Genomic DNA, 12,607 nt, shown 5'->3' with positions numbered 1-12,607 from the left:
TCCAGCAGCGGCGGAAATTCCATCCATTCCACGTGAAGATGCTGAAACTAAATGCCCGCAGCCGCCATCCGGGCAAGCACCTTCTCCCCTCTCGCTTCCAGCTCCCCGCCGCTGAACTTTGGCAGTATCAGTTCGGAAACGATATTCCCGTCCCTCGTAAAAAGAACCCTGTCCGCCCTGGCGGCGACTTTCGCATCATGGGTCACAAGCATGATGGCTGTGCCCCCTTGGTTGATGCCTGCCAGCAGCTCCATGATTTCCTCTGCGGTCTTCGAGTTCAGCGCACCGGTTGGCTCATCGGCAAACAGAATCTCCGGCGTATTGATTAGTGCGCGGCAGATCCCGGCCCGCTGGAGCTGCCCGCCAGATACCTCAGTAGTATCCCTGTTTTCCAGCCCGGCAATGCCTGTCTGGATCATTAGGTCTCTCGCTTTTTGCACGAGTTCCACTGTATTCCTCTTGCCGTCCTGCACGGCGGGAAGCATGATATTATCCAGCAGATTCAGGTTCCTCAGCATCGTGGGCTGTTGAAAAATAAAGCCCATGCGGGTCCGGCGAAGATCGGCAAGCGCATTTTCCCGGAGCCCGGCTAGTTCAGTATCACCAAATTTCACGGTTCCCTCAGTAATCTCATCCATGCCGCTGAGTGCGAACAGCAGTGTGGTTTTGCCTGAGCCAGAGGGCCCCATTACGGCAACAAATTCACCTTCTGTTATATCGACGTCTACTCCATTCAATGCCATGGCTTGCTCTGCACCCTTACCGTAAGTTTTCACAATATGGGTACCTGTAATGATGCTGTTCATCTGCTAATCCTCCTTGATATGCCCGGAAATTTGCAAAGCCTGGATGCCGGAACTGCCTAACCTGGTAGCTGCAACGACACAGCCTGCAATCAGCAGGGGCGAAAAAAGATAGACAAACCACGGATTTACTTCGAAATGGAAGGCTGACGCGCCGAAGGACGACACGATCGCCACACCGGCAAGCTCTCCGAGCGTATTTGCCAATAGCGTACCGGTGATGACACCCATCCCCAGCACGGTAACGGAGCGTGTAAGATATTGCCTCCGAATATCCCTGCTAGTGAAGCCTATGGATTTCAAGATGGCAATGGAATAACGGTCCTTCGCCACCAGTAACTTCATGAATAGCGTTGTTACCAGCAGTGTGAGCAGGACGGTTGCCAGAGTTGCGACGATGGATGCCTTTAGTATAGCCTTGCGCATAGGACCAAGCATCTGCCCGATGGTCTCGTCGATCCCGGTAATTTTGGCAAAGGGGAATTGTTCCCGGTACTGTGATATGGCCGCCTGAACACTCTGACGGTCACGGAACGTAACCGCAATTGAGGCGCTTAGAATTTCCCCGTGATTCATCTTGAAATTAGCCTGAGCTGTTCGCCCGCCATTCGTGACATCGGAGTAAATTCCGCACACCTTCAGGTGCTTTTCCGTACCGTCAGCGATAACAACGATTTCATCCCCCCAACATTCATTTCAAGGTCTTCCGCATTCAGTACCGAGACGGCGATCTCCGCTTCCGCTTGCGGTGCACGGCCTTTGGAGTACGTAACCGGAAAAGCGGAATAGTCCCCGAAGGTCACCCGCAGCTTCTCTGGCGTTCCGTCATCCGTTCTCCTCTCTAGCATCCGGCTGGTGAACATAGCATATTTCTCAACGTTCTTATCTTCATCCAGCCGAGCTGCAACCACCTCCGCCTTCCCCTGAACATCCTCCACCTGCGTCCGCAGCACTCCGATATTAACATCGCTGATGCCCATACCCATATTGGTGATGAACCCGGGTGCAGAGATAGTATTGCTGATATTGTAAGGCACAATCATAATGAATGAAGAGGTGACCAGCACCAGCGTCATGGTGACATACAGCTTCTTACGGGACAGCACATCCTTGATGCCTAGAAAGATATTCCGGGTGAACAGCCTGTTGTGACTCAGCCGGAAGCTTCTGCCCGGTTTCGAGGATTCCTGCGATGCGCCGAACCTCACCGCCTGCGCAGGGGAGATGTTACGGAAGCGCCGCAGCACACCATTCACATATAGCATGACCACCGCGAAGATGAGCACCGCCCCCGCAAGTCCGCTGAGCAAGCCGGGAAACCGGCTCCCGCTATCACCCATATACAGACGAATATTGTGCATAAAAGGGATCTGGAGCGGGAGAGAAGCCAGAAAGCCCAGCATACAAGCTACACCTGCGATTACGCCGTATTTCGCAAGGTACAGCTTCTTGATCTGTGTTACCCGCATCCCGATGGCCTTCAGTACGCCTATTTCCTTGTAATCCTCTTCGACCGTTGCCAATAGCGTGAAGCGGATACATAAGAACGCCACGAGAATGACCAGCATGCCGATTAACACCAGCACAGCAATCATAATGCCGTCCGTAATGCCGTTAATCATCTTCACCTGATTGTACGTGATCGCAGGCGGACCGTTGGCCGGGAGACCCGCATCCAAATACGCTGTCTCAAAAGCGGGATAGTTAACCCCCTCAGACAGCCGGAATTCAATCAGGTGCTCCAATTGTCCGAACTCACGGACCCTCTCGAAATCCGTCTGGCTGACCAGGAACCTTTTGGAGCTTACCAGTGCCGCATTCATAGTCGAATCCCGCAAAAACCCCGCAACGTGGAAGGAAATACCGTGGATCGTCAGTGTATCTCCTAGTGCTGCGTTCCCTTCCTGCCTGTAATAGACAGGGACATAGATTTCACCGTCTGCCGGATGAATCACCCCGCCGTTTAAGTCCAGCAGATAGTCGAATTTCTTGCCCTGTACGGAAAGACCATTGTCCTGAATGCTTCCTGCAAGCGAATCGTTCCCGATCACTATCTCTGCACCCTCAATATTTAGGAACTCCTGCACCTGATATTCCTCAACACTTCCATTCGTGTCTGCGAAGCGCCGCAGCTGGTCCATATCAACGTTGCCTGTATGCATCTGCATGAAATGGAGCGCCTTCGCCGATAGAAGCATGTTATCGATCGCGCCGGACAGATTCATTGTAAGCGATGCGGCGAGCGAGGTTAGCATGGCGGCAACGAGGATGAACGCCATAATCGTGCCGGTAATCAGCTTGCTTTTGCGCAGATCATTTTTAATTAATTTTAGATACATGTCACTCCTCCGTCTATTTGTGACCTTACAGGTTTAACCTTTGGGGAAAATGAGGACGAACTCCTTGGTATAGGGTGAGACTGCGTCTATTACGCTAACTCCCCCGGAATGCTGTTCCATCACCTTGTGCACAATAGCCAGTCCTAGCCCAGTTCCACTGCTGGTGGTTCTTGAAGTGTCGCCGGAGACAAACGGATCGAAGAGATTTCCGGTGATGGCCTCCGGGATCGCTGCTCCATTATCGGCAATATGGATTGTAATCCGGCTGGGCTCATCCGTGAGTCCTACGAATAACAGGCTGCCTGACGGGTTATGGCGGATTGCATTAGTCAGCAGATTGCCGATAGCCCGGCTAATTTCCAGCGGGTCTGCTATATAAAATACGGGCTGGTCCGGTAATTGCAGTTCTAAGCTCATCTGTTTGCTTTCGATTTCACCAAACAAAGCAGCGCAAGATACGCGAAGCAGTTCCACTAGATCAACCTTCGCCAGCTTCAACTTGTATTCAGGCGCACCCAGCTTGGAGTAGGCCAGCAACTGGTCAATCAATTGGTTCATCTGTCCCGACTTCGCTTGGATCGCCAGATGGTATTCCCGTTGTTTGTCCGGTTCCTCAACCAACCCGCATGCCAAGGCCCCTGCATAGCCGGAAATCGTAGTCATGGGAGTTCTCAGATCATGGGCAATATGCGAGAACAGCTGCATCTGCTCATTCTCCATGCTCATCCGCTGTTCTTCGGCATTCTTCAGCCTTTGGGCCATATAGTTGAACGCATCCCGCATTTCTCCAAATTCCGTTTCCGTCTCAAAATCCAGCCTGGTATTCAAATGGCCTGAGGTCACCGCCTTGAACCCTTCTTCCATCTTCCTTACAGGCTCCATAAGCTTCCTGTTGATCCCGTGCCCGAACAGGACAATCCCGATAAAATACACGGCGGCTGTAATAAGAATCCAGATCACGGACAGCGTGATCTGAAGCGATTCCGTTCCCTTGGCCAGCGGGGAAGAGGCCAGCTCCGCGAAGTTCATCCCGTTCTTCCATGTCAACAGACCGTACAATAGCTCCAGAACCAGGAGCGTCAGCGCAATGCCGAAGGTGTAGCCTATGAATCTGCGCATGATGACTCTTCTGAAGCTGCGCTTGTTTTTCATGGATGCACCTCCAGCCGATACCCTAATCCCCGCACAGTTCCAATGGACACCCCGCTGCCGCCGGGAAGCTTGGCGCGCAGCTTACTGATGGCCACCATCACCGTATTATCATCCACGATAGCCGTCTCCTGCCATGCCGCCTCATACAGCTGCTGTTTGGTGTAGACGCGTCCTGGACTTTGCATGAACAGCTTCATCATGTTGTATTCTGTAGCGGTAAGATGGATTGCGGCGCTGCCCAAGCGGAGACTGCAAACAGAAATATCCATACACAGTTCCCCAGCCGTCAGCACCGCCGCTGCGGAATCCGCTGCACCACCGCTATAGCGGCGTAATTGGGCTTTGATTCGGGCAAGCACCTCAAGCGGGTCAAATGGCTTAGTCACATAATCATCCGCACCAAGGTCAAGCCCCAGAATTTTCTCGTGATTCTCTGTCTTGGCACTGACAACGATAATGGGCAGATTGCTGTGCTCTCTCAAGCCCTTAATCAGCTGATAGCCATCAAGCTCTGGCATCATGATGTCAATGACCGCCAGATCAACCCGTGCAGCTGCAGCCTGCTTCAATGCTTCCCTTCCGTTCCCGGCCTGGATCACGGTATATCCATCCTTTTCAACATACAGGCGCAAAAGCTCCCGGATCTCCTTCTCATCATCCACAATCAGAATCGTTTGGTTCATCATTTCACCTCTCCTCCTGCAGGGCTGTAAGCCCATTATGGCGGCCCTACCTTTCAGTTAAACACGGGTAACCTTAACATTGCCTTAAGATTTATCATAGGAAGCGGCTATCCATGCTAAAAAGCGGCATTCCCCATCACCGGACGGTAGAAATGCCGCTTAGCCTATATTCAACTCCCCTTATATTCCCATGAACCGCTCCACACCAGCCGGGTCCATGACGACCATCTGCTTGTTGCCGATCAGCTTGATCAGGCCGGAGTCCTCGAATCGGGAGAACTTCCTGCTGATCGTCTCCCGGGTCACTCCGACATAACTGGCCAGCTCTTCGCGGGACAGCGGCAGGTCGATATGTACGCGTCCGCCGCGCGGCTTGCCGTATTTCTCACTCAGCTCCATGATCATATACGCGATCCGGATTTCCGGGTCCTTGGTCGCCAGACTCTGTGCCAGATTCTCGGTGTGGGCAAGGCGTTTGGTTACGCTTGAGAGCAGGCGCAGGGAGATGTCGGGGTTCTCGATCATTAACTGCTCCATATCGCTGCGGGTCAGCAGGCAGATATTGGTGTCTTTCAGCGCATAGGCACTGAAGTTGCTAAGCTCGTCGCTGTTAAAGATACTAAGTTCCCCGAAGAAATCCCCGTTCGTCAGGATATGTAAAATCTGTTCCTTCCCTTCGGGCGTGATCTTGGATAATTTCACATGTCCCTGCTGAATAATGTATAGCGTATCGGACGGCGCGCCTTCGAGAATTAGTGGCTGGCCCTTGGTGAATTTGCGGTGCTTAATCATGGCGCTGATCCGGGTAAGATCCTCATCGGTCAGCGCGGCAAAAATCGGTACCTTGCGTGTACAAGGTTCTGCGGCGTGCTGGCAGGAATGCTCTTTCATACCGTTCCCCCTGTAATGTGAAATGTGAAGCCTAAGTCTCCATCCTCTAATGGGCAATTGTGTTCTTCTCTTCTACAGGCACGAAATGGCTGGTGTCCTCTCCGCAGACCGGGCAGACCCAATCCTCCGGCAGATCCTCGAACGCTGTGCCGGCAGCTACATCCTCATCGGGATCGCCTACCGCCGGGTTGTAGATGTAGCCGCAAGGGGTACAGATATATTTTTTCATCGTAATCAGCTCCTATATCCTTAGTAGTTAATCAGTTCAGAACAGACTGCGCTTCCGCTATAATGTCTTCGATGCTCTTGCCGTCAGCACTTCCGCTCAGCTGGACGCCTTGCTCAACAGCCGCCTTGTAAGTCAGCGAAGCCGCAGCGCCCTGCCAGGACAACGCCCCGACCATGACATGATCCTTCACAAAAATTCGTGTATACGCCCCATTCTCTTCACCGCATACCGACTCATCGCAATTCCGCTCATCGGTGTTGCCGATGGAGAACAAGGACACCCCGAACGCATTGAACAAGGTCACCGGAACCGCTCTGCGGTATACACTCCGGGCTTCAGCCATATTGCTCCCTGCGATCTTGCCTTGTTCCATCGCTCCGCCCCACAGGCCTTCCACCAGCCCGCCGAACTCTGCAACGTCACCCGCTGCATAGATATTCGGAGCACTCGTCTGCAGATGTTCATCCACAATAATGCCGCTGCGGACCTCAATCTCCGAGCCGTCAACCAGAGCAGTATTCGGAACAATCCCAATGGAGTAGACCACATGGTCACACGGGAAGCTCGTGCCGTCATTCAGCGTAACCCCGGTGACAACCTCTGTCCCCTCTATGGAAGTCACACCCGCTTGAAGAATCACCTTCACCCCGGATTGTTCAAGGGTTTCTTGCAGGCGCTTGGATGAGTAGCTATCCAGCTGTCTGCCCATCAGGGCAGGTGCGTATTCAACCACAGTTACCTTATACCCTGCTTCGTGAAGCGCCCAGGCCGTCTCAATTCCCTGCACCCCTCCGCCAATGATGGTTACGCGGCTGCCTTCCTTAAGGCTGTTCTTCAGCCGGTCTGCGTCAGCCAGATCCCGGATGCTGTGTACATTGGAAAGTCCGGCTCCCTGGATGGTTAATGCGCGGTTCTTCGCCCCCATACAGAGCAGCAGCTTATGGTATTCCACACACTGGCCGCTCTCTGTCTCTATCGTCTGGCGCTCCGGGTGGATAGACACGATGCGGGTGGACGACTGTACGGTGATGCGATTATCGCGGTACCATTTCTCCTTCTTGATCAGAACCTTCTCGCTGTGCAGGTCGGTGAACAGGCCCTTGGTCAGCTTGATCCGGTTATACGGCAGGCCGCTCTCTTCTCCAATGATTGAGATTTCCGAGTCCGCGTCCTGATCGCGGATCGCTTTGGCGGCATGGACGGCGGTTACACCGCCCCCAACGATTACGTAATGCTTCGTCATGTTCGCTTTCTCCTCCCTAGATTGAACTGAGCAGCAGATCCGAGACAAATTCGGTTGCATGCTTAATCTTCTGGACCTTCTCAGGCTCTCTTGGGGAGAATCTCACCCGGACGGGGAATTCCACATGGGTCATGCCCGTGGTTTTGATAACCTCAGAGGTGCTCTGTACAGTCATGTTCGTTCCGTTCAGATAATCCTGAATGACCTCGATCGCTTCTCCGCTCCAGCCGTAGGAGCCAAACGCCGTAGCAAGCTTACCTTCCAGGTTCATCTCCAGCATGCCCTTCAGCACCTCCTCCAGGTTCCCGATCATATCCGCATACTTCGTGGAGCTGCCGATGAAGACGGCGTCTGCCGATTCGATGCTGTGCAGGATGTCTGCGGTGCTGCTTTTATCTGCGTTCCAGACTTCAGTCTCAATATTGTTCTCCTTCAGGCAATTCTCAATGATCGCGGCCATCTTCTTCGTGCTGTTCTTGATGGTGGTATAGACAATAACAGCCTTCTTGCCCTGGGTGGTCTCCCGGCTCATTGTGGCGTACAGCCCGATGAACTTAGGAATGTCCTCGCGGATCAGGAACCCGTGGGATGGCGCAATCATGCGGATCTTCAGATCCTTCACCGCTTCCAGCAGTGTTCTTACATATCTTCTGTGCGGATGGATAATGGCTGCATAATAGCCTTTGTAATCTTCAGTGATATCGAAGCCTGCTTCATCGCTGAACAGATGCTCAGCAGCCACATGTGTGCTGAAAATATCGCAAGGGAACAGGATCTTATCTTCCACACAGTACGTAATCATCGTCTCTGCGGTGTGGAGGTACGGCGTTTCTTTGAACAGCAGGGTTTTGCCGCCGATATCCAGGGTGTCTCCGTCCTTCACCACCAGGAAGTTGCGGCTGTGCAGCTTATACATCTCCTGCAGCTCCGGTACAGCGATCTCGGTGCAGACAATCGTAGCATTCAGTGCCTGTGCGGCCAGTGCCGCCAGTCCGCCGGAGTGGTCAGGCTCGGTATGGTTAATGACGATGTAGTGAATATCCATAAGATCAATCATTCCGGCGAGACACTCGGCATATTCGCGGCCGAATTCCATATCCACCGTATCGATTACGGTCGGCTTGCCGGTTTTGAGGAGATAAGAATTATAGGTGGTGCCTTTGGCGAGAATCAGGCGGTGGAACGGGACTTCACGGTTGTCTATTTTGCCTACCCAGTGGATGCCTTCGGCGATTTGTCTGGTTTGTGTACTCATTTGTATTAGCCTCCAATATTTGATTGATAATCCTTATCAGCAACCTCATTCTATTACGCCAGCTGCTTAAAAAGGAGGATTCAAATCAAATTTCGGAAGTTTGTGAAAGCTTTCGTTTGGCCTACTCTAAATGTAGCCGATTCCACAGAAGAAGGGGTGCGTGTGGTCACAGGCGGGGAGGAAAAATCTAATTTAAGTGGATTTGAGCAACTGCTTGCTTCAAATTAAAACTCAAAGCTTGGTCGTCGCTGCGGTGAACATTTGGCCCTCCGGCCGCTGTTGTATTAGGATTTCCTGATTGAAACCGCTCCTCGCGGTAGAAATCCAAATACAAAGGCGGACGCTACCGCTCCTCCAGTTCCAAATTTCCCCTCCGCTTCTTTTTGCTTTTTGCTATCATAACTTATCAAAAAAAGCCGATCTCTATAAGATCAGCTTTTCTTGGCAACAAAGGTTATGCAATCAGAGGTCAGCTTGACGGGCTGCCCGTCTCTGTTAATCTCAAATGCTAAGGGTTTTACGATCAGCTGCTCTATCTTCCATCCGGCAAACTGCTGTTTCAAAAGGTCAATCATTCTTTCAGTAGACAGATTTACTTCAAACATGGGGTCCAGCTCTTGCTTATTCTCTAGAAGCATTTCCCGAATATTGGACGCGATAATAATGCAATTCGCCCCGCCCGCTCTTGTCCCGGCATTCATTTCACTCAGTTTCTGCTCCAGTACCTGTGCCGAGCTCACATGTTCTAATGAAGATACTGCTACGATAATATCATACTCATCTGGCTCAATAGAAAAGTGTTCAATATCAGATAGAATGGGTACAATGTAAGACTCGACACCGAACTGCTGACTGTAACTCATCAGCTTCGCTGTGGCTGATTCCAGCAGGTCTACACATACCACTTTTCCATTCCTAGGCTTAATCGATTCAGCAATCGGAATGCTGTTCCGGCCAACCCCAGCTCCCAGATCCAGTATGCTTATGTATTCTTGATCCTTATACTGATTAATAAGATTAATAACTGTAGTAACGGGTTTGTGCAGCCAGGAGCCTGGCTCGAATAGCTTGCTGCTCTCGTAACATTGATCATGATATTTCTTCTCTTCCACTCTTATATTGGTTATTCTATCCATTCCCTCACCTCGTAATCTTTGATTCCGTCCACAAAGTAATTCTCCAGTGAAGAGTATTTTCCTCTAACAGCTTCTTCTCAAGCATTCAGCTTCACACTTTTGATGAGATATATTCCTGGTTAGCTTGCTATGTCTAACATTACTCAAGGTGATATAGTTATCCCATTGGTACTGAAGTTATTCCACTTAAGGAGCGATTGTAATGACAGTTGAACGTTATCAAATTCATGTTGCCGATGAAGTCCTGGAGGATCTGAAATACAGACTTGGGCATGTCCGCTGGACCGGCTTGTTCGAGGAATCTGAATGGGACCGGGGTACAGATCAGACATATTTGAAGTCTCTTATTGCCTATTGGCGGGATCAGTTCGATTGGCGGGCCCGGGAAGCGGAGCTGAACAAGCTGGCGCATTACCGCTGCAAGGTGGAAGGGCTAGATATTCATTTTGTGCATGAACGCGGCAAAGGTCCTAATCCCCACCCGCTGATCCTCACCCATGGCTGGCCGGACAGCTTCTTGCGTTACGAGAAGATTATTCCCATGCTTACAGATCCGGCGAGCTACGGCGGGAATCCCGAAGATTCCTTCGATGTCATTATCCCTTCTGTCCCCGGGTTCGGCTTCTCAAATGGACTGCAGCGTAAAGGAATTAACAATTCCAACATAGCCGGGCTATGGGCCATATTAATGACCGAGCATCTCGGGTACCGCAAATTCGCTGCGGCAGGCGGAGATATCGGCTCCGGTGTGACCCGGTATCTGGCCTTCAACCATCCTGAGCTTCTAAGCGGAATTCACCTAACTGACATCGGCCTGATCAAGAATCTGCTGGCGGTGCAGGATAAGTCGGGGCTGACGGAAGAGGAGCAATTGTATATCCAAAACACCTCACAATGGATCGCCGAGGAAGGCGGATATATGCAGATTCAGTCGACGAAGCCGCAGACGATTGCTTACGGGCTTACCGACTCCCCTGTGGGTCTGGCGGCTTGGATCATTGAGAAATTCCGGGCATGGAGTGATTGTAAGGGCGATCTGCGGCAAAGCTTCAGCGAGGATGAGTTACTTACGAATATTATGATTTATTGGATTACAAATACGGCAGGCTCGTCCGCGAATTTGTATTATGAGAATACTCATACTTTGCCGCCCTTAGGACCTATTGAGGTGCCTACTGCGGTAGCTCTCTACCCTGGAGATGTCTGCCTGCCGCCCAGAGCATGGGCTGAACGCAATCTGAATATTACACGCTGGACCACGATGCCCCGCGGCGGACATTTCACAGCTATGGAAGATCCGGGACCGCTGGCGGATGACATCCGTGAATTCTTCAGACCTTTCAGGGATTAGAACGTGCTTGTGAAAAAAAACAGGGGCAGCCTCCGCTTGGGAAGCTGCCCCTGGCTGTGATTATATACCGGCAGGTTGAATGCAGGATGTTTACTTTGCCGGTGCTGGAACGATCTCAGCAGGAGCCGGCACCAGCTCGGGAAGTGCCTCTACAATGGCCTCTTTCTGGTCAGGGACTGGTGCCGGGGCAAGCCCGGAATCAGATTGGACAGCGCTTGCTTTCGGCATCGTTACGGGAGCACCTTCAGCAGGGGCTGGTACAAGCTCAGGCAGTGGCTGGGCAATTATCTCTGCTTGAGCAGATCCTGGAGACTGCTCAGCGGGAACCGTTGCAGAATCAGCAGATTCAGCTGGCCCGGCAACAAGTTGTCCTGCTTTATATTCTTGGGCGGGGATGGTGCTGCTCTCGGCAGGCTGGGTTCCAGATACTTTGGCTGGCTCGGTTATTTTACCTTCGGGCACTGTAGAAGCCGCAATCTCGGAAGCGGCATTATCAGAAGAAGTATACTCCGAGTCGGCGACTACTTGCGGTGTCATCTTGGAGGCCAATGCCGCCGTAGAGGTGCCGATCCCTGCAATTAACAGGGCTGCGGTAACCGATAGGAAGAGGGTCTGTCTGTTTAGTTTTTTGACGTTAAGCATATGGGTTAATCTCCTTTGTAATTGTTTACCGTCACCGGATAATAAGGCGTAGAAAGCTCCGGGTTGACTGGTGGGCCCTGCCATGACATTCAGAATCGTCCCGCCGTAACGTTTGCGGTCGGCATGAGACATCTCTTGCACCACTTCCTGGTCACAGGTCAGCTCGCTCCAGGTATGAAGCTCATGACGAACACTGTGAACTAGCGGGTTGTACCAATGTAATGTACGGACTACAAGCAGTGCAGCCTTGATCCACAGATCCTTCCGCTTCAGATGAACCAATTCATGGCGCAGGACCATCTCCATATCCAGATTGGCATGACTCTGTATAGGCAAATAGATCGACGGTCTCCATAGACCGGCCAGAAAAGGACTGCGTGCGACAGAACTGTACGCGAGCTTCACTTTACATGTGAGGCCAAGCTCCTCCTTGATGCTCCTCAGCATCATAGCTGGCTCACTATTCTCCGGTACCATGGTACGGTTACGCTTAAGTACTCTAGTAAACCTGCGGTACGCATACCCTTGCCAGGCGGCAAAAATGATGGCTCCCGCTGCCCAGATCCCTAACAGGATATATGCGCTACTTGCGGTAAGGGCTAGAGCAGGCTGTAGAGATTCCGCTACATACCCGGTTAGCCTCCCACTCTGGGGATTCTGTACACTTGTGGCTACGCGCGGCGCGCTTAGGTGTTGGGATAACCACGGCAGGATCAGAGCTATAGGGATCAAATAAAAGACTAAGGACAGCTTAATGAGTCCGTAACGCCATCGGGCCGGGAAATGTCCGGTGGAGAACCTCCCCAGTGCCTGAATGCTGAGTGTAACTACGCTTCCGGCAACGGTTAGCGGGATTAGAATATCGAGTAAGATCTTCATCGTC

Annotated in this window: 12 protein-coding genes; 1 reads left to right on the top strand and 11 read right to left on the bottom strand. The window is 51.8% G+C overall.

Annotated elements, in window-relative coordinates; all coding sequences use genetic code 11:
• Window positions 1–47 precede the first annotated feature (47 nt).
• From NST26_RS15585 to NST26_RS15540, 10 genes are all read right to left on the bottom strand, one after another.
• Window positions 48–806 carry an ABC transporter ATP-binding protein gene (locus NST26_RS15585; protein WP_340979388.1) on the bottom strand — a complete coding sequence of 253 codons (759 nt, stop codon included), beginning with the start codon at window positions 804–806 and terminating at the stop codon, window positions 48–50.
• A gap of 3 nt (window positions 807–809) precedes the next feature.
• On the bottom strand, window positions 810–1,379 hold the full coding sequence (locus NST26_RS15580; RefSeq protein ID WP_340979387.1) for an ABC transporter permease: 570 nt from the start codon (window positions 1,377–1,379) through the stop codon (window positions 810–812).
• Window positions 1,380–1,441: 62 nt separating this feature from the next.
• The gene (locus tag NST26_RS15575; protein ID WP_340979385.1) at window positions 1,442–3,142 is read right to left on the bottom strand and encodes an ABC transporter permease; all 1,701 of its coding nucleotides are present in this window, start codon (window positions 3,140–3,142) and stop codon (window positions 1,442–1,444) included.
• A 33-nt stretch (window positions 3,143–3,175) separates the two neighbouring features.
• Window positions 3,176–4,294, bottom strand: coding sequence for a sensor histidine kinase (locus NST26_RS15570; RefSeq protein ID WP_340979383.1), 1,119 nt, complete (start codon window positions 4,292–4,294; stop codon window positions 3,176–3,178).
• Entirely contained in the window at window positions 4,291–4,980 is a 690-nt protein-coding gene (locus NST26_RS15565; protein ID WP_327196455.1) for a response regulator transcription factor, read from the bottom strand. Before NST26_RS15565 ends, NST26_RS15570 begins: the two co-directional genes overlap by 4 nt.
• A gap of 177 nt (window positions 4,981–5,157) precedes the next feature.
• Window positions 5,158–5,868, bottom strand: coding sequence for a Crp/Fnr family transcriptional regulator (locus NST26_RS15560; RefSeq protein WP_340979381.1), 711 nt, complete (start codon window positions 5,866–5,868; stop codon window positions 5,158–5,160).
• A gap of 46 nt (window positions 5,869–5,914) precedes the next feature.
• Window positions 5,915–6,097 carry a rubredoxin gene (gene rd / locus NST26_RS15555; RefSeq protein ID WP_076075525.1) on the bottom strand — a complete coding sequence of 61 codons (183 nt, stop codon included), beginning with the start codon at window positions 6,095–6,097 and terminating at the stop codon, window positions 5,915–5,917.
• A 31-nt stretch (window positions 6,098–6,128) separates the two neighbouring features.
• Complete coding sequence (locus NST26_RS15550; protein ID WP_340979379.1) at window positions 6,129–7,340, bottom strand: NAD(P)/FAD-dependent oxidoreductase; 1,212 nt, start codon at window positions 7,338–7,340, stop codon at window positions 6,129–6,131.
• A 16-nt stretch (window positions 7,341–7,356) separates the two neighbouring features.
• Window positions 7,357–8,595 carry an FprA family A-type flavoprotein gene (locus NST26_RS15545; protein ID WP_340979378.1) on the bottom strand — a complete coding sequence of 413 codons (1,239 nt, stop codon included), beginning with the start codon at window positions 8,593–8,595 and terminating at the stop codon, window positions 7,357–7,359.
• A gap of 431 nt (window positions 8,596–9,026) precedes the next feature.
• Window positions 9,027–9,731: a class I SAM-dependent methyltransferase gene (locus NST26_RS15540; RefSeq protein WP_340952975.1), complete on the bottom strand. Its 705-nt coding sequence runs from the start codon at window positions 9,729–9,731 to the stop codon at window positions 9,027–9,029.
• Between the two features lie 202 nt (window positions 9,732–9,933).
• Here NST26_RS15540 and NST26_RS15535 point away from each other — a divergent pair, with 202 nt between their 5' ends.
• Complete coding sequence (locus NST26_RS15535) at window positions 9,934–11,082, top strand: epoxide hydrolase family protein (RefSeq protein ID WP_340979377.1); 1,149 nt, start codon at window positions 9,934–9,936, stop codon at window positions 11,080–11,082.
• Between the two features lie 90 nt (window positions 11,083–11,172).
• Here NST26_RS15535 and NST26_RS15530 read toward each other — a convergent pair whose 3' ends face one another.
• The gene (locus NST26_RS15530; RefSeq protein ID WP_340979376.1) at window positions 11,173–12,603 is read right to left on the bottom strand and encodes a M56 family metallopeptidase; all 1,431 of its coding nucleotides are present in this window, start codon (window positions 12,601–12,603) and stop codon (window positions 11,173–11,175) included.
• Window positions 12,604–12,607: the final 4 nt, after the last annotated feature.

This window comes from Paenibacillus sp. FSL R7-0128 (assembly GCF_038002245.1).
In the GTDB taxonomy this organism is placed as follows: Bacteria; Bacillota; Bacilli; order Paenibacillales; family Paenibacillaceae; genus Paenibacillus_AQ; species Paenibacillus_AQ silagei.
The sequence above is the reverse complement of the archived record's forward strand: the minus strand, read 5'-3'. Positions and strand labels throughout refer to the sequence as shown.